The organism is Bacteroides sp. DH3716P, from assembly GCF_025914115.1.
GTDB lineage: Bacteria > Bacteroidota > Bacteroidia > Bacteroidales > Bacteroidaceae > Bacteroides > Bacteroides ovatus.
In genome coordinates this window covers 869,172-889,911 of record NZ_CP083673.1, presented here as the reverse complement: position 1 = coordinate 889,911, position 20,740 = coordinate 869,172, and the positions used below count along the sequence as shown (strand labels likewise).

Below are 20,740 nucleotides of genomic sequence, written 5' to 3'. Positions count from 1 at the left end.
CGTACTATCAAACGGACTGGGTAATACTCCTTCAAAAGTTATTTTCACTGGTTTGATATACCCGTTTTCATCAAATTTACCTGATATTTCATTGTCTTTCCAGGCAACGACAAAGAAGGAGCTACCGCTTCATCCGATACCGCACGCTTATAGTTCGGTTTACTGCTCATGACAAAACGTAGTTTCACGCCATCACGTATATCCTCATATTTCAAATAAGATTTGTCATACTTCTTGCCATTTACATACAATTCCTTTACATACACATTCTTCGGCGACCAATTATCTGCTACCATTTCAATAACTTTTCCGTTACTCATCCGAACTGTTATTGCCTCAACGCAAGGAGAACCAATGTTATACATATTGCTTGAAGGAGCCACCGGGTAAAAGCCAATGCAATTGAACATATACCAAGCCGACATCTGCCCGCAATCGTCATTGCCACTTAATGCATCCGGAGTATCGCCATAGAAACGGTCAACAATCGTACGGACCCACTTCTGACATTTCCAAGGTTCTTTCAAGTAATTATAAAGATACGCTACATGATGGCAAGGTTCATTTCCATGCCAATAGGCTCCGATACGGCCTTGAATATCATGTGCTCCCGGAATGTCATCCGGCAACTCTACCGTGAACAGTTCATCCAACCGGTTGCGGAACCAATCTTCGCCAGCTTCGTTCATATATCCTTGTACATCTTGTGGTACATACCAGGTATATTGTACAGTAAATCCTTCCGTAATATCCCCCCATCCATTTACAGATCCGGGTCCCTGATAAGCTACCGGAGTAAACGGTGTACGCCAGTTTCCCTGACTGTCCTTGCCACGCATATACTTCGTTTCCGGATCAATCAAAGTCTGATAAGAGAGTGCACGATTCAAGAAATAACGGTAATCATCCTCTTTACCCAAAGCCTTGGCAGCCTGTGCCATGCAATAATCATCATACGCATATTCCAATGTTTTAGATACTGACTCCGCCTCTTTATCAAAAGGCACATATCCCATCATACGATATTCCGGCAAACAGTCATAATTCGGATTCATCGCCGTGGTCTTCATAGCCTCATACGCACGTTCGTAATCGAATCCTTTCACTCCCTTCACAATCATGTCAGCCAATACGGAAACTGCATGATAACCAATCATACACCAAGTCTCATTTCCATAAAACGACCAGATAGGAAGCATTTTCTCCACACTTTTATCATAATGAGCCAGCATGGAATTGGCAATATCGGCATTCACTTCCTGTTGAACCAGATTGAACCAGGGATGCAAAGCCCGGTAGGTATCCCAAAGAGAGAATACCGTATAGTTAGTAAATCCTTCGGCTTTCTCTATATTTTTATCTAATCCTCGAAACTGCCCGTCTGCATCCTGAAAGATGAACGGATGCAAAGCCGCATGATAAGCCGACGTATAGAATGTTCTTTTCGTTTTACGGTCGGCAGTAAGGGTATATTTTCCAAGTTCTTTTTCCCATAGTGCTTCTCCTTTAGCTTTCAGGTCATCGAAAGTGAGTCCGGCAAGTTCCGCCATATTGTTTTTTGCCCCGTTTGTGCTGACCGATGAAATAGCAGTTTTTACAATCACCTCCTCTCCGGCTTTTGTATCAAAAGAGATGCAAGCCATCAGATTCTTTCCCCAAGCTTCATAGCTGCTACGAAACCGGGAGGTATTGTAAATCACCGGCTTCTTATTCTGCATAAAGCGCAAGCCGGTCAACTTTTTAGAGAAAGTAGCCGTGAAATAGATATGCCGTTCCGGTCCCCAGCCTTTCACCAGTTTATATCCGGTGATGGTAGAATCATTTTCCATGCGCAGATTCGCCCATTCACAAGATTGCCATAAAGTATGGTTCATATCGATCATAATAAAAGCTTTATCCGATTGAGGATAGGTGAAGCGGAACATACCACTACGTACCCCTGACGTCATTTCAGCCTTTACTCCATAATCTGACAGTTCCACCGCATAATAATTAGGTGATGCCCATTCCTTTTCATGAGAATAACGTGAACGGTATCCCTTTTCCGGCTCCTCACGTGTCCCCGGATCCAGTTTCATCTCTCCTGTTCCGGAAATAAACAAGAAGTCTCCCAAATCAGGTATACCAGTCCCGCTTAAATGAGTCAGACTGAACCCCAACAAAGTGGAATGATTATATTTATAACCGGAAGCCGCATCATAGTATTTACTATCCGTGTCCGGACTCATCTGAATTCCCCCGAAAGGAATCTGCGCACCCGGATACACATTACCATAACCATCTGTTCCCACAAATGGATTCACATAATCAATCAGTTTCTCGGTTTGAGCCATGCCCGGCAAAATATTCACCAGGCACAGCCATACTAAAAACAATCCTCTTTTACCCATTACACTCACCATATTTACATTATTATGCTTGTATATCACCTACCGCAACTTGATATTCATGCCACAGTTCATCAATATTATATTCGTCTCCTAAAACATGCTTGATAGCTCCATCAAACGACCAAGGGATAACCTCCAATGTACTCCGGTTAAACTTACGCAGGAATTCAGGATCTTTGTTGTCACGTAACCACACGAAGAAATAACCCGCCGTACGGTATCCGTCCATATAATTTCCACCTTTCGGACGGGCATTCGGTCCGTCAAATCCTCCATTGGCAACCCGCACAGCATCTGCCATTCCCTCGATAAATGCCCAGAACACACGATTGGTTCCATAAGAACCGATTCCTTGCGGTTCCAGCTGATAAGCATGTGTCAGTTCATGCAACAATACCCCGCGCGTTTCGAAAAACAACTTTGCCGTATCATTCGCTGCAAAAGATTTTTCAATATGACGTGTACTGTAGAAAATCGTCACATCACCATTGCCACCGCCTTTAGCAGAAATACCGTTGATATCTTCCAAAGTATAATGTATCTTGTGCACTGCGGGAATACTATCTTCCGGAGAATTGTAAAGAGTAGCTAATACAGTACGTGCCTGTTCCTTGATGTACGATTCAGCATCGGGAATGATCCGGTGGTAAATGTCCGATCCCAGCGTTTCCGGTGCTTTATCCTCAAACAATACAGCACCTGTATTGTACTCTTTCCATACATCAGAACTATCCTTCACCTGTTTTTGCACACTTGCAGCACAAGCCCCCATACCTACCAGCAGGCAGGCTGCATAGATTAAATGTATCTTTTTCATACTCCTTTATTGATTATTCGTTGATTCCGTTAGTTAATGAATAAGGTTTATCCTCCGGTGATAATCCGCGACGTTTGTTAGGTGACGCCCCCATCTTGAATTCAAGCACGCCTCCTTTCAAAATGTCTTCATGTGTAATGTACATCTTGTCGTATACCTTACCGTTCAATTTCAGCGACTGCACGTAACGTTTCTTATCGCTGACACCCGGCGCTTTGATCTCCAATGTCTTTCCATTAGGAAGCGTCATCTTCAGATAAGGTAGGTAGGGCGCTCCCAATACATACTGGTCTGTACCAGGACAAACCGGATAGAAACCCATCACGGAGAAAAGGTACCATGCTGACATCTGTCCGCAATCATCATTTCCACCCAATCCGTTAATATCATTCTTATACATCTTATTCAGAATCTCACGCAGCCAGTACTGTGATTTCCACGGCTGGGAAGTCCACGCATATAGATAAGGAACATGGTGGCTCGGTTCATTACCATGCACATATCCGCCGACCAAACATTCTTCCGTAATATCCTCATTATGCTCATAGTACTTCTCCGGCAGATGCATGGAGAACAGTTCATCCAGTTTCTGCACGAACGTCCCTTCTCCTCCCATCAAGTCGATCATGCCAAATACATCGTGTGGCACATGAAAAGAGAAATTCCATGAATTGCCTTCGATAAAACCTTCACCATAGGTTTGCAATACATCAAACTCTTTCTTGAAAGAACCGTCACTATAACGGGGACGTGCAAAACCAATACTTGTATCATAGATAGTACGATAATTGAGGGCACGCTTTCGGTAAGTCTCCGCTATTTCCTTGTTACCTGCCTTCAAAGCTGTCTGATAGATAGTCCAATCGTCGTATGCATACTCCAAAGTAGAAGAGGCTGCTGTACCACTTTTGTCAAGCGGAATATATCCCAGCTTCATATAATCAGCTATACCTTCATAATACGGAACGGTGGATGTACTGACCATTGCCGCCAATGCCTCATCCACATTCGAAAAGACGCCTTTGGTTATTGCATCCGCCAGTACAGACACAGCATGATAACCGCTCATACACCAGTTTTCATTTCCCATCAGACTCCATATCGGCAACATTCCGTGCACGCTTTGTTGCTCATGTTTAATCATGGATTCCACCATATCCGCATTGCGTCCCGGTTTCACCAGATTCAGGAAAGGATGTTCCGCACGATAGGTATCCCAAAGGGAAAATATAGTATAGTTGGTGAATCCTTCCGCCCGGTGTATGTTATGATCCAGCCCACGATAGGAACCGTCTACATCCATATACACAGACGGATTAATCATGGTGTGGTAAAGAGAAGTATAGAACATTGCTTTCTGATCGGGCGTACCTTCGATCTCGAAATGCTCCAGTTCACTATTCCAATCTGTACGAGCAGCCTCCGCCAACTGTTCGAAACTCTTTCCGGAAGCCTCGGCATGCAGATTCTTAATGGCCCCTTCCGTACTGACTGCCGACAATGCCACTTTTACAACCAGTTCCGAATTGTTAGCGGTATCGAAGTTAAAGTAAGCCACGATTTTTCGACCTGTGATTTCGGGGAAGTTCTTTTCCAACTTAAAACGACGCCAAAAGCCATTGTACAATACTTTTTCCTTATCCTTATATCCGTAGTCTTTAATCGGCTGTGACAAAGAGATAGCAAAATAGGTATAATTCGTACGCGCCCATCCATTGGTGATACGATATCCGGTCAACAGAGTATCGTTTTCGACTCTCAAATTGGCCCATAGAACTTTGCCGTCATAATTATAAATACCATGCACCAGATCCAAAATCAAATGACCATCTTTTCCTTTCGGGAAGGTATATTTATGTATACCCGTCCGTTGTGTTGCTGTCAGTTGGGCCTTAATGCCATAATCGTCCAGTATCACTTCATAATATCCGGGAACAGCTTTTTCTGTAGCATGGTCAAAACGTGAACGGTATCCCTCTTCCGGATAATCCGCCCGACCGGGATTTAACTTCACATCGCCAACAGCAGGCATCAACAAGATGTCTCCCAAGTCAGAATGTCCCGTACCACTAAGATGAGTGTGACTGAAGCCAACAATGGTCTTGTCCCTATATTGGTAACCAGCACAATACTCGTAGGCATTTTTCTGATAAGCTCCATTTATATTATGCGGAATTGTGTCTGTGTCCGGACTCAACTGTACCCATCCGAAAGGAGTGCAAGCACCGGGAAAAGTGTGCCCCATCCCATTGGTCCCGATAATCGGATTCACATAGTCTACCGGCTGTTGAGCTATGGCGGACAAAGTTACTGCCGCCATAGTCATCATCAATACTTTCTTTCTCAAATTATTCATATCAGCTTACTTTGCGTCACGAGAGAATGAATACGGGAAGTCTGATTCGTTGATACCTCTTCCCTTATTCGGTTTGTTATCCATATCAAACACCAGACGACCGCCTTTCAACAGATCGAAATGGTTCAGATAATTCTTTGTATAATTCTTGCCATTATAATTCAATGAACGAATATAACGATTATCATCGTTATTCTTCGGGGCGGAGATTTCCAATTTCTTGCCGTTCTCCAGTGTAATCGTTGCTTTCTTAAAGTAAGGAGCTCCCATCACATATTCATTGCTGCCCGGACATACCGGATAAAATCCCAATGCAGTAAATACATACCAAGCCGAAGTCTGACCGTTATCTTCATCTCCACAATAACCGTCCGGAGTAGGAAGATAGAGGCGGTTCATCGTCTCACGCAACCAATATTGGGCTTTCCACGGTTCGCCGGCATAGTTATACAAGTAGATCATGTGCTGGATAGGTTGGTTGCCATGTGCATAGTTACCCATGTTAGCAATTTCCATTTCACGAATCTCGTGAATCACTCCTCCATAATAGCTATCATCAAATACAGGAGGAAGATTGAATACAGAATCAAGCATACTGACAAACATCTTCTTGCCGCCCATCAGGTCAACCAGTCCTTGTACATCGTGGAATACCGACCATGTATAATGCCAACTATTTCCTTCCGTAAAGGCATCTCCCCATTTAAAAGGATTGAAAGGAGTCTGGAAAGTTCCGTCGGAATTCTTTCCCCGCATCAACTTAGTTTCCGGATCGAACAGATTACGGTAGTTCTGACTCCTTTTCTTATAAACATCCAGTTCTTCTGCCGGACGGCCTAATTTTTCACCCATACGGTAAATGCACCAGTCATCGTATGCATATTCCAATGTGCGTGCCGCATTCTCATTAATTTTCACATCGTATGGCACATAGCCCAGTTTGTTATAATATTCATATCCACGGCGTCCGGTAGTAGAAACTTTCGGATGTACGCTATTGGCCCCTTTCAGTAGGCCTTCGTACATTTTTTCTGCATCCGCTTTGGTTACATTCTTCATGAAGGCATCCGCCACTACAGAAGCTGAATTGTTCCCAACCATACAACCACGATGGCCCGGGCTTGCCCATTCAGGAAAGAATCCACTTTCAAGATAGGTATTCAACAGGCCTTCCTGCATCTTCTCACCCATTGAAGGATATATCAAATTAACAAATGGAAACAAGCAACGGAAAGTATCCCAGAATCCAGTGTCGGTAAACATATATCCCGGACGGATTTCACCATTATAGGGGCTGTAATGCACAGTTTCTCCCTTACCGTTTACTTCGTAAAACATACGGGGAAACAACACCGAACGATACAAACAAGAGTAGAACGTACGCATACGGTTCTCATCGCTGTCTTCAACCTTGATACGCCCCAAGACATTGTTCCATGCCTTACGACCGGCCTCTTTTGTCTGTTCAAAGGTCTTATTACCAATTTCTTTCAAGTTCAGTTCAGCCTGTTCAGGACTGATGAATGAGGATGCCACCTTTGCATGTACCAGTTCTCCTTTCTTCGTTGAAAATCCGATAGCAGCACCCACGTGATTGGATTGTAGTTCGAGATGTGTTTCAACCAAATGATAGTCTGCCCATACTTTATTGAAAGTAAAAGGCTTGTCGAACTCTATCACAAAGTAATTTTTAAAGTTTTGAGGAACACCGCCACTATTGCGTGTCGTATAACCAACTATTTTATTTTCTTCGGGAATCACCTTCACATACGAACCGCGGTCGAAAGCATCTACCACCACATAGGCATCGGAGGTTTCAGGGAAAGTGAAACGGAAATATGCGCAACGTTCTGTCGGAGCTATTTCAGTTGTCATGTCATACTCTGACAAATAAACACTGTAATAATAAGGAGTGGCTTTCTCTGCCTTATGAGAGAACCAGGAAGCACGACTGTCCTGATCGATCTTCAACTGTTTAGTCATCGGCATGATTGAGAACTGACCGTAGTCATTGATCCACGGACTGGGCTGATGCGTTTGCTTGAAACCTCTGATTTTGTCGGATGCATAAGTGTAAGCCCAACCGTCACCCATCTTTCCGGTTTGTGGCATCCAGAAGTTCATTCCCCAAGGCAACGCAATGGCGGGATATGTATTTCCATTGGATAGTGATATTTTCGAATCAGTCCCCATTAAAGGATTCACATAGTCTACCGGTTGCTTTTGTGCAAAGGTAGAGGAAACTCCCAATAGCAGGGCTATTGCGAAAGATAGTAGTTTCTTTTTGTTCATGGTCTACGAATTAAACTATTAATACTAGATTATCAAGTCTTTTTTATTTATGTTACAAATTAAAGCATCTTTCAGCAATTATCAGTCCTCTGATACGCCAAAATAAGAAAAAATAGCAGTATAGTCAACCAAAGGAAACGAGTGTCAACGAGAGTACAAGTTAAATAACTGAGAATCAAAATATAATATTTATGTGTATACAATGAGAGTACAACCGAAAGACTAACCGTTTAAGCAATAGAGAGAGGATAATTAGCCTTTACCCTCTCTCCAATTCTATCAGAAACAAATATTTATTATTACCTAATTAATTCCATCCCGGGTTCTGATGTCCTTCCAACGCAGGATTAGCCTGAATTTCATCTAACGGGATAGGCCATAACAAAGCATATTCAGGAATGGCGCCGGCTCTTATGCTTCCATCGGGCTTGTTTTGGATTTGAGCCGATGCAAGAGCAGTCCATTTCAATTTTCCTGATTCGGTAGATGCTTCCGGATACAAACGAGTACGACGAATGTCATCCCAAATCTTAAATTCCAACGGTAACTCATGCAAACGTTCAGTCAAAATCGATTGTATTAAATCGTTTCCTGTAGCCGTCTCATCTGCCAATCCAGCACGTTTACGCACTTGATTGAGATAATATTTAGCTCCACCGACAGCATTATCTTCATGATTTGTACGTGCCAGACCTTCGGCCGCAATCAGCAAGACTTCCGCAAAACGGAATACCGGCATATTATAATCACCGTCGTGACCGCTAATCAAAGCATTTTCATCAAACCATGCCCAGTTGCCTGCATTATTCAAAGTATGAGTATTTCCTTCAGCATCGGTATATTGCTTAAAGAAGAACTGTTTCTCATGTCCTCGAATATCATTAGAGGCATAGCTGTTAAGCAACATATCACAGGGAAGGTATGCATTATACAGCACGTCTCCTCCCGGATGGAACACTCCCCACTGAAAAGCATCTGTCCCGATAGAACGACAAGCATAAGAGTTACCTACACTATAATCACTATAATTGTATTCTTTAGCATAAATGATTTCAGCTGATTCTTTCGTTGTCTTAATCACATTATACGCAGAGTTCAAATCATCAGTCGTTCCATTCGGATGAATAAGTCCGTGAGGACTATCATTAATCACTTTCAATGCCATCTGTGCAGCTTTTCCATAATAGTCTGCCCCCCCGTTTAACGGTGCACCAGCCCATTGTAGATAAACTTGTGCCAGCAAAGTCTGCGCCATTGCTCTGGTAACATAACAGCCATTTTCATAGAACGTTTTATTCGGCAATGCATCCCCGTTGACAATATCCAGCAAGTCGGCTTCAATTTTCTTATAAACCTCTTCAGCAGAAAGACGTTCTTTGTACATACCTTCTGTAGATGTGTAAGGTTCTGAAATATAAGGAACACCACCAAATTCTTTGACCAGCCAAAAATACCCGTATGCACGGAAGAATTTACCTTGAGCCACATAATTATTAATAGTAGCTTCATCCAGCACCCCGGTCATTGTCGGAATATTGGCTATAACAAAGTTAGCACGTGAAATACCTTTATAAAACTCATGCCAGTATTTCATTGCAATATCATCAAAAGACTCAATATTGAAGTTACACCCTTCGGATGCCGTAGTAAATGTTCTATCCTTACGCTTATCAACGTACAATCCGGACACAATACCACCCCACATTGTCGCTTTAGGAGTCCAGCCACCGCCTACATCAGTGTTATGTAAATAAGGTACACCACCGAAATACAATGCGTTCACACCCGACTCCGCATCAGCTTTCGTCTTCCAGAATTGGTCAGATGACTTCATATCCAATGGTTCTTCTTTCAGGAAATCGTCGCATGAATTCAACAACACAGAAAGTGAACACATACAAAATGCAGATATATATACTTTTAATAGTTTCATAATTCTTATAGTTTTTATAACGGTGAATTAAAATGCTACATTAAGACCGAACGTAAACGTTCTCGGACGCGGATAGGTGAAGAATTGGCGGTTAGCCCCCCATTTGTTGTCACCTAAACGAGATGAGTTATCCGGATCGTATCCGTTATAGTCCTTAGAAGTAATCAGGAACGCGTTATTCACATTCGCATACAAACGCAATGAAGACAGACCGATCTTCTTAATCAATGTTGGATTGAAGGTATATCCGAGCTGAATCATGTTACAACGCAAATAAGAACCATTGCAAACCCAGTCATCATCTGCCTGGTTATTAGCTCCCTGACCAAAGTTATTCAGACGAATTGCCTGTTCTTTACCCGACGGATTGAGAGTTGGATGCCATGCTTCCTTATAAAGACGGTCTATACCGTTAGTTAGGAAACGGGCTACAGTAGAGTGATAATATTCTTGCATCACGTCTACCCCCCATGTAAACTGAAAGTCTAAAGTCAAATCAAATCCTTTATAATTGAAGGTATTGATAAATGAGCCCATCCAGTCAGGTAATCCGTTACCGATAATTTCGCGTTTCTTATAAGTTACCTTTTCACCGATAGTGGAAGGTATGTTCATTGTCTCCGGATCCCAGTTAGACGGAATACCATCGTAAATACCGGCACGCTTATAACCATAGAAAGAAGAAAGCTCTTCACCTTCACGGATCAACATATCGTAACCCACAAAACCATCGGTTGTAATCTGACGCTTACCGGTGACAGGATCAACAGATGCACTTTCATCCAGTTTCTCTACACGATTTTTGTTGAAACCTAAATTAAGAGTGGAAGTCCATTGGAAATCATGTGTCTGAATAGGATATGCTGTAACCAGAATATCTAAACCACGATTGGAAACGGCTCCAATATTATCCATAATGGAAGAGTAACCTGTTGATTCAGGAACCGGACGGTCGAGCAACAAATCCGAAGTATACTTATAATAATAGGAAATATCGAAATTCAGTCTGTTATTGAATAAACCCAACTCGAATCCTAAGTCCCACTGTCCTGTCTTTTCCCATTTCAGGTCCGGATTAGGCATATTGTCCAGATAAGACACTACGTGCAGAGCATCACCAATGATCGTATTCGACTGGCTCACCGTAGCCAATGATTTATATGTACCAATTTCCGAATTACCTGTCAGACCGTAAGAAGTATGTAATTTCAGCTTGCTGATCAATGAGTTATCTTTCAAAAAGTCTTCATTAGAAATCATCCAACCCAAGCCGACTGACGGGAAAAATGCATATTTATTGTTCTGTCCGAATTTGGAAGAGCCATCATAACGACCGGTTACGGTAGCCATATACTTGTTGTCATAAGAATATGCCAGACGCAAGAAATAAGAGTTCATCGCCCACTTGTCGTAATCATTGCCTACAGAAGGACGGTTCGTTCCGGAACCTAAATTATAATATCCGTAGAAGTCATCAATATACTTACTGTCGGAAGCTTCGAATTTGGTATAATTATACTCTTGCCAAGACATACCCGCCATTGCATTAATGTGATGTTTGTTTATATCTTTCACATAAGTCAAATAGGTTTCTTCCTGCCAATACAAAGAGTTGGAGTTATTTGCAGAAGCTGCTCCCTCGGAACTTTGATTAATCATCGGACGCGGAGTGAACGGCGTATAGTTAGCATCACGATTATTGTGGTAGTCGATACCGAACTGGGTCTTCAAATCCAATCCTTTCATGAGATGGAAAGTCAAAGCAGCATTACCAAAAATCTGCGTACGATATTGCATAGCCTGCATCCGTTCGAGCAACTCAACGGGATTACCTACACCTTCCGGGCTGAATCCTTGTTTTCCGCTATTAGGATCAGTCTGATTATTGAGAATAGAGCTTGTATTAATAATGTTCGTCTGCGTATATTCACCATCCAGCTTAACCGGTAAGAAAGGCAACTGTTCGATCATCGTACGCAATGCGCCTTGTCCGTAAGGGTTATCAGAAGTTCTATTACCCCAAGTATGATTTACTAATAAATTAACGGAAGTAGACAGCCAATCAGTCGGTTTGTCATCATACGCCAATTTTGCATTGATACGTTTGAAGTAAGAATTCAACAAAATACCCTGTTGATCGGTATAATTGATGAATGCTCCGATAGAAGATCCTTCTCCTGTACGTTGGATACTGATCTGATGGTTATGAGAGATGGCAGTGCGGGATGCTTCATCCTGCCAGTTGGTATTATATTTCGGAGAACCGTCTGCATTGAACAAACGTTCGTCTGTGAATATCTGTGACAGATCAGTTGTGAAGTTCTTGCCTTGAAATTCGTTGGCATTTTCCAATCCCTGCTTGAAGGTAGACATCCATTCGTTAGCATCCATTACATCTATTTTTCTAGCCATCTTACCGATAGACAATGAACCATCATAGGAAACATGGACTCCTTTTCCTGCATTACCGCGCTTGGTAGTCACCATGATAACACCATTCGCACCACGGGCACCATAGATGGCAGCAGAGGAAGCATCTTTCAATACTTCGATAGATTCGATATCATTCGGATTAAGCAATTCGAAGTTTGACATCACCACTCCATCTACTACGTACAGCGGTGATGCCGACGCGTTGATAGTAGAAATACCACGAATGATGACACGTGATTCTCCACCCGGCTGACCGGTATTAGAGAAGATATTCACACCGGCCACTTTACCCTTCAATCCGTCAAGCGCATTGAATGATTGTGCTTTCAGCATGTCTTTACCTTTGGCTGTGGAAATGGAACCCGTCAAGTCTGATTTGCGCATGGTACCATAACCTACAACGACTACTTCGTCCAGTGCTTTCGTATCCGATTGCAGAACTACGTTCAGAACATTACTCTTTAATTCCGAGACTTTAAATTCTTGTGTGATATAACCAATATACGAAAACACCAAGGTGGCATTGGAAGGAACAGAGAGAGTGTATTTACCGTTAATGTCAGTGATTGTTCCTGTACTACCGTTTTTAACTTTCACCGTACCACTGATAACCGCCTCTCCCTGATCATCGGTTACCGTACCGGAGATTGATTTTACAGATTGAGCATTCATGCCCAAACTCAACATCATACCTATTACAAATAAGGTAAGATACTTTAGTTTTTCATTCATAATTCCTTTAAATTTGATTAGTAATAAGGTTAATTCCCTTTAAAAAGATTGTTGCAAATAAAGGCTATTCGAATAAAAGTCCAATGCTCTACCTTGCCAAAAAAACGGCAAAATAAAGACACATATCTAAAGCACAGAATGGTAAATTAGAGCACAGATTAACACACTAATAATCAATACAATAAAATCGACAAAAGGAATTTAGAGCACAAGGTTGTGACAAACAAATAAATAATAATGTTTCCCAACTAATCACCTATACGAAAGAATTTAACCTGACAATCAGCATACCTTTCGCTGTTCCCGATAATCTTTCGGTGTCATCCCGAACCGACGGGTAAACTCTTTATAAAAATAAGACCGGCTGGAAATACCGACCTCCATAATAACATCTTGAATAGAAAGTTCTTCATCAAGTAACAGGCGGGCTGCCTTTTCCATACGGTAACTCTTTATTAAATCACCGGGAGCAGTATTGGAAATTTCCTTGAATTTACGATAGAACTGACGGGAACTCATTGCCATACGATCAGCGATCAACGTTGAGCCCAGTTCTTCCTTGTCCAGGTTTTCTTCAATCACCTTTAACAATTTACGAATAAAATCAGCTTGTTCGGTAGTTGTACAGACAATCTGTCCCGCCAAATCTCCCAGTTCCTCCATATATATCTGCTTCGCTTCCCGCTTTCCATAAATAGCATTATGGACAACTTCCCGCAAGAATAATATATCATAAGGAAGTACAATATAAGAATCAGACCACAAGATCAGTTCCCGCTGAATGGCCGAACCAACTTTCCAGGTTAACAATGGAATAAAAGCTGTCTTTGAAAGCAGAGTACGATTCCGGCTAACATACTCCATAAAAGTACTTTCAGCATTGGCATACATTGTCATATCCACTAATAATAGAGCCGGAGCCGACCGACGAATTTCGTCAAAAGCAAGCTGCACACTCTTTACTTGATGAACCACGTATTCATCAGCCAGGAAATTACTAATCAACCAAGTCATTTCATCTCTGTCTTCCAACAAAAGCACAGTTTTTTTCCCTTGTTCACCTGCTACTGTCAAGACCGCCGGTTCAAAGATAATCGTCAACCGACTACCACTCTCATCATCATCATAACGAAGAACGGCATGAATACGTTCCAAAGCTGACCGTACAAAACCTAAAAGTAAATGCACAACAAACACATGATCGGAATCTTTCTCCGTCACTGAAGAAGCTTTATCTGAAAGATATTCATACAACGCTTTCGCAGTAGCATCTTTAGAAGAAAAATGTAGCTGCATCTTACCATCCTGTTCTGACATTTCTACTATTACGCCATGAGTACCCTTCATTTCAGTAATCCGGAGATAGCAGCAATAAAGAATACTGTATAACGCATTCTTGTAAACTGGAAATGTTAAGTGTTCCGGAATCATTGACGATATAGAAGAATGATCAATCCCTTGTTCTTCCAACGTACGCAACACCTCTTGAGAAACTCCCTGTATACTCATACGCGCAGAAACAATAAACCGATCCGGAAAGAATTGTTTAAGTTCTTCCAAAAACAGAGCGTCAGGATTAAGAAGTGCGCTCATCACAGTTTCGCGTATCAGTGACACTTTCTCAAGACATTGCTCATAAGAAAGATTCTCTGCACGCAATTGGTCACAATAATTATAAATAAGAGTAAAATCTTCAAGCATCCTACGGTTTGTATATACAGTCTCGGATTTCCGGCAACTTTCTGTCCCCATCAGTGTTTTCATCATCCGTTCCTGAAGGTAGTTTTTACGTAGCAAATATATCACGTACCCTAACAACAACAAAAAAATGATCAAATAAACAAAATAAGCCGCCACCGATCGATACCAGGGAGAAAGGATATATACCGGAATAGAAAAATGCCGATATTCTGTATCAAATACATCCCTCTTATAGCGTACCTTAAAGATATAATCACCTGCCGGCACTCCTGTATATGAGGCTTCATTAATACTACTAAAAGAGGTCCAATCCTTATCATATCCTTCCAACTGGTAAGAATATTCTATATCTTCTCCTGATAAAAAATCCGGAACAACAAAAGAAAGTGCAAATGAAACCTCCGTCCCCTTCAACTGTAATGCCTTACCATCGTCTGTATAGTAATCTCCATCCCCCTGAACCACTTGCGTATGTCCAACAGTCAACTTACGTAACAAAATATCCGGATAAAATTCCGGAGCAGCCTGCACCTCTTTATCCAAATAAAGCAACCCGTCAATCCCACCGAAAAAAAGCTCCTGTGTATATGGACACATGTAATAAGCATCATCACTAAACTCACCGATTTGAACACCTGCACTGTAAAAGTAGGCATGTGATGAGCCATTTATCGGATTATATTTAATCAGCCCCCGATTCGTACCAAGCCATAAGAGTCCGTTCTCATCTTCAAGTACACCATGAATCATATCATTGAGCAAACCTTGCTCCCGTCCGATATAGGTAGCTTTCATCTGTTTGCCATTAGAATTCAAACATACCAATCCTGATGTTGTCCCTACATATAACAACCCTTCTTTGGTCCGATACAGGCTGAGCACATCGTCTACCGACTTATGAAGCATTTCTTTCAAAGAAATCACTTTATATTCTTCAGTCCGCTTATCAAACCGTACGAGTCCTTTCTCCCGACTGCCAAGCCACAAAATAGAATCCCCTTCGGGCAACATTGGATAGAACATCGTAATTTCTCGCTGACCGTGAAAAAAATGATAACTTTTCTGCGACTTGAAACGAATGGTACCTGCCTGCTTCTCAAGTATTAATTTATGAAAACCGGAACCGGCTGTCACCACATAAAGTACACTATCATTTTCCTCATAAATGCCATGTATCTCGGTGGGTTGTGCCGGCAGATTCTCCACAGAATGCAAAGCTTTGTCTTCAAAAGAATAGTAAAATAGTCCCGGATCTCCAGATCCTATCCAAAAGCCATCCATATAACGGCTTTGAACCAATTTATAAACAGGAAATTCTTTATTCCATCGTATATAAGACACAACATTTTGCTTTCCTTCAGGAGAGTAAACTGTAACGGCAGAAGCCTCCTCATTCTCACGATAATCCGGTATATGCAGCAGTCCATCACCTTTCGTCCCGAACCATAGTCCACCACTATCGTCTGTCATAACAGAACGTACCTGCCTGCTTAAGTTAGATGACAGTTGATTGAGCATCAAATTGGTGGCAATAGAATATTTCTTAGCATACATAATCGTTCCTTGTCCGTCCGAAGCAACCCATAAGACATTCTGATGAGGATCTCGATAAATACTATATATACGTACATTCCGGTCGACCACTTCTTCTTTATATTTTTGTGAAGTACGGAGACGGACTAACCCATTCGTTCGAAAACCAATAATAATATCTTCATAGAAAAGGGCTATTCCTGCAATAGTTCCATTCTTCTGCACTAATGAAGAAAGGTTACGAATATAAATTTTAGATTGTCGGGAAATATCATAAACATAAAGATCATGCTCACTATCGATAAAACAAAGAACGCCATTCTGATAAAAGACATCTTCAATAGGTTTCGCATGAAAATCAGTAGATGAAACAGTTGAATGAATTGATAATGTGTCACAATCAAAAGCATCCTGCGAAACCTGTAACAGCTCCCCTGTTTGTTGAGTGAAAATCCACAAAACACCATCATCCGTTACGAATGCCCGTTTATCCATATCTTCTACGGGTACTTTCAGATTCTTAATCTGTACAAATCGTTTATAAGATGTATTATAGTAGAAAATTCCACCATGACTCACCACCCATGTGTTTCCTTTAGAATTGGAATGTAGATAATAATCATCTGTAAAGTCATAATATCCGACAACTTGCCGCGAATCCTGTGAAAGACGATTGATACCCAAATGTGTAGAAATCCACAAACAATTATTATCTGCCTGCTGAATAGAATGGATTACATTATTACTCAAAGCTTTGGGGGCTGAAAAATCAGAACGAAAAACTTCCATGTTTCGGCCATCATAACAATTGACACCATCGTATGTACCAAACCACATCAACCCTGTATTGTCTTGAAAAAGACAAAGCACAGCACTATTGGATAATCCTTGCTGATAATCTACTTTCCGGAAGATATATGAATCTTTACCGCCATCTGCTTGACAGACCAATGAATAAATCAATAAAACAAAAGACAAAATCAAGCGTATTTTCATTGTGTTAATCATTAATATCATCTATTAAATATCAGGCAATCGCTTATATGTTCTGTTTCGTAGTGCGAAAGAAAATAGCCATTAATAATCGATGTCTTTAATTCTCTTTACACAAAGATACGTTTTTATACGGAAAATGCAACTCTATTTTATCAAGTACCTCTATTTTTCAGCAACTACTTCACTACTAATTCGCACAATCCAAGGATTCCGCCTCTTTCATTCTTGCCAATTCCCATCCGCGAAACAGCCAATCTTTGCCTCCGTCTCACCACCCCACACCGGAAAAAAATCCTGCCAATTAAAATTATCTGATACAAGAATCCATCGGCTGTTTGAACAACGAACACTGAACCATAATCTACTTTTGAAAAGAAATAAGTATCATTATCAGCTACGGCAGCCAACGATCCCATCATTATAAATAATGCAATCAGTTTTATTTTCATGTCGTACGTTTATCAATAAGCTGTTCAAAACCTGTTAGGTCTCTTGCTGATACTGTTACGGACATTAGCAACATTACTGGCAACACTTGTACTGTTTGTATGTTTTTCAATTTATTAGTTCCTTCCTAGTCTCAACAGAAGTGTATACACAAAAGAAGCGCGAGACCGCTAAACTTATATCCAAGTGCAGGTTCTGAACTACCTCTGTGTTGGATACAAGCAAAAACAGCTCACGCCCTTGACTGTATATCAGTACCTAGATGCAACATACAAACCAAAGGAAGAACGTTTTGTTTATTTCCTCAACACAGCTCGAATTGTCCAGATTCGCACTTGAGAAAAAGCACTAAACGCTTCCTTAATAATAAAGACGCCTCAAAGAACAGTACAAATATACTACAATTTTCCCTCAATTGTGCTTTTCATATATCAATTCTGTATAATTAAGCCATGTGTTTATCATTGATATAAGACCTATAAAGTTTTGTATATCAATTGATATTCTTGTGGCGTATCTATTCTAACGAAGTAGAGAAGTAAGCTATATAGATTAGTTTCCTCTCAATACTGCTTACTTCTCATGTAATCTATTAATAGAAAAGTTGCTCTTGATTAAGTCCAAACTTTCTTTTTATTAACAGTAAAGTTGCTTTTCATCCCTTCCAATCTATAAATGCAAGCTTCATTTATAAAAACAAAGGTTCCGTTTTTAAAAACAAAACTTGCATTTATAAAAATGAAGCTTGCATTTTAAGTTTGTAAATAACAAAAGAGAAGTTTACTATTGGACGAAAGGAAGTTTAGACTTAATCAAAAGAAACTTTATTGTTAATACTCAAGGAGAAGAGTAACTATCATTATTCAGTGGATATCATCCTAATAAAAAGTCTCGTATATCAATGAGACAACTTATTCAGTTATCTTTATGATATACGAGACTCAAATGTTATAAATAAAATCCTATTTTACAGGATATTATTTTGCTAATTCATTAATCACATCCATTATCTTCTGACCGATTTCCTCGGCAGCTTCCATAGTAGAAGCTTCACTATACACACGGATGATCGGTTCTGTATTACTCTTGCGCAAATGCACCCATTTGTCGGCAAAGTCTATTTTCACACCGTCGATATCGTTGATTTCTTCGTTCTTATAGATTTCCTTCACTTTGGCAAGGATAGCATCTACATCGATTTCCGGAGTCAAGTCTACACGGTTTTTAGCAATGAAGTAAGGAGGATAAGTAGCACGGAGCTCGCTAACCTTTTTTCCTTCGTGAGCCAGATGGCTAAGGAATAATGCGATGCCTACCAATGCATCACGTCCGTAGTGACTAGCAGGATAAATTACTCCACCATTTCCCTCACCGCCGATAACGGCATTGGTTGCTTTCATCTTCGTTACAACATTTACTTCGCCTACGGCAGAAGCGCTGTATTCCATTCCATACTTGCGAGTTACATCACGCAAAGCACGAGTAGAGCTCAAATTAGAAACAGTGTTACCGGGGGTATGTTTCAGTACATAGTCGGCAACAGTAACCAGTGTATATTCTTCACCGTACATTACGCCATTCTCGCAGATCATTGCCAGACGGTCAACATCGGGGTCTACAACAAAAGCTACATCGGCCTTTCCACCTTTCATTAAGTTCATGATGTCACCGAGGTTCTTTTCAAGCGGTTCGGGGTTGTGTTGGAAATTGCCGGTAGGTTCACAGTAGAGTTTTTCTACATGTTTCACACCCAAACGTTCAAGAAGTTCAGGGAGAATGATACCGCCTACAGAGTTCACACAGTCAATCGCTACACGGAAATTGGCTTTCTTGATAGCTTCTACATCTACCAGGTCGAGAGCCAATACACTGTCGATATGTTTCTGATTATAAGTCAGGTCTTTGCGGTAAGATCCCAGATGGTCGACATCGGCATAGTCAAATTCTTCAGCTTCAGCAATACGAAGTACTTCGTTGCCTTCGGCTGCATTCAGAAATTCACCATGTTCATTCAGCAATTTCAGTGCGTTCCACTGTTTCGGGTTATGAGAAGCTGTCAGGATAATACCGCCACAGGCGCCTTCCATTGTTACAGCAAGTTCTGTGGTCGGGGTAGAAGCAAGATCAATGTCTACTACATCCCAGCCCATTCCCATCAATGTGCCGACTACTACGTTTTTTACCATTTCACCGGAAATGCGGGCATCACGTCCCACAACAATCTTATTACTCTTTGCCTTGCAGGTTCTACGAATCAAAGTAGCATAAGCCGAGGTGAATTTTACAATGTCAAGCGGGTTCAGTCCTTCTCCCGCTCCTCCGCCGATAGTTCCGCGGATTCCAGAGATAGATTTGATTAGAGTCATAGGTTCTTTAGTTAAAGATTTGATTTATCTAATGTTAGTGCTTTAGCTTTTTGCTTTCTCGAACTTCCGGATATCATAGAAATAAGGATTGACATATTGTTGTGCAGTTGTATGTCCCATCTTAGAAGGCACAATCAGGCGTACATGCGCATTATTACGCAAATAAGGTAAGGCAATCAGCCATCCGGATGGAATTGCAGTTCCATAACCTTTACTATTCCATAATAAATCGTAATCCAAACTACCGGATAAAACGATTCCATAAACAGTAGACGTGTTTTGCACATAACGGAATGTTAATGGAAACTTATAATAATCAGGAACATCCATCCATCTTTCCAAAGGAACATTGAAACATGTAGTATCTCCTGTCATCATATCCTGTTCTACATAGCGGGTACAAATGACATTATTGTTAGCAAAAGTATCTACCTCATTAATAACTTCAACTCCATTCTTATCCTCTTTTCCTCCACGATCTACGATCTGCATATATACGCCATTGGAGAAAGCAACGTATTCGTCATATCCATTCCCCGCTTCTTTAGAAGCTGTAATCGTATCCCGTTCAAACTCTTCCAATGAAATGACACGAATATCATTATCTTTGATGAACTTATTCACCGCATTTTTCTCGTCTTCCAGCATTTCTGCATAAGTCTTCGAATTGTCGCATGCCTGGAACAGACTTCCGGCGGTTAACAAAGAGAGAAATAAAAATACAAGTTTTTTCATTATCTGTTA

General features: G+C 41.1%; 10 protein-coding genes. All 10 read right to left on the bottom strand.

Going from position 1 to position 20,740, the window contains the following annotated elements:
* Window positions 1-44: 44 nt before the first annotated feature.
* On the bottom strand, window positions 45-2,402 hold the full coding sequence (locus KQP79_RS03060; protein ID WP_015532325.1) for a GH92 family glycosyl hydrolase: 2,358 nt from the start codon (window positions 2,400-2,402) through the stop codon (window positions 45-47).
* 10 nt (window positions 2,403-2,412) lie between these two features.
* Window positions 2,413-3,207, bottom strand: a complete 795-nt coding sequence (locus KQP79_RS03055) for a basic secretory family protein (RefSeq protein ID WP_015532324.1) — start codon at window positions 3,205-3,207, stop codon at window positions 2,413-2,415.
* Window positions 3,208-3,220: 13 nt separating this feature from the next.
* Complete coding sequence (locus KQP79_RS03050; RefSeq protein WP_008776738.1) at window positions 3,221-5,563, bottom strand: GH92 family glycosyl hydrolase; 2,343 nt, start codon at window positions 5,561-5,563, stop codon at window positions 3,221-3,223.
* Between the two features lie 6 nt (window positions 5,564-5,569).
* Entirely contained in the window at window positions 5,570-7,855 is a 2,286-nt protein-coding gene (locus KQP79_RS03045; protein WP_015532323.1) for a GH92 family glycosyl hydrolase, read from the bottom strand.
* Between the two features lie 307 nt (window positions 7,856-8,162).
* The gene (locus KQP79_RS03040) at window positions 8,163-9,788 is read right to left on the bottom strand and encodes a RagB/SusD family nutrient uptake outer membrane protein (protein ID WP_138343158.1); all 1,626 of its coding nucleotides are present in this window, start codon (window positions 9,786-9,788) and stop codon (window positions 8,163-8,165) included.
* A gap of 27 nt (window positions 9,789-9,815) precedes the next feature.
* A complete protein-coding gene (locus tag KQP79_RS03035; RefSeq protein WP_055235515.1) occupies window positions 9,816-12,953 on the bottom strand; it encodes a SusC/RagA family TonB-linked outer membrane protein in 3,138 nt (1,045 codons plus the stop codon).
* Between the two features lie 282 nt (window positions 12,954-13,235).
* Window positions 13,236-17,195 (bottom strand): helix-turn-helix domain-containing protein, encoded by a 3,960-nt coding sequence (locus KQP79_RS03030; protein ID WP_004311033.1) that lies wholly within the window; start codon window positions 17,193-17,195, stop codon window positions 13,236-13,238.
* 164 nt (window positions 17,196-17,359) lie between these two features.
* Entirely contained in the window at window positions 17,360-17,632 is a 273-nt protein-coding gene (locus tag KQP79_RS03025) for a hypothetical protein (RefSeq protein WP_004305439.1), read from the bottom strand.
* A 975-nt stretch (window positions 17,633-18,607) separates the two neighbouring features.
* Window positions 18,608-19,996: a phosphoglucosamine mutase gene (gene glmM, locus KQP79_RS03020; RefSeq protein ID WP_004305440.1), complete on the bottom strand. Its 1,389-nt coding sequence runs from the start codon at window positions 19,994-19,996 to the stop codon at window positions 18,608-18,610.
* A gap of 42 nt (window positions 19,997-20,038) precedes the next feature.
* Window positions 20,039-20,731: a DUF4827 domain-containing protein gene (locus tag KQP79_RS03015; protein ID WP_004305441.1), complete on the bottom strand. Its 693-nt coding sequence runs from the start codon at window positions 20,729-20,731 to the stop codon at window positions 20,039-20,041.
* Window positions 20,732-20,740: the final 9 nt, after the last annotated feature.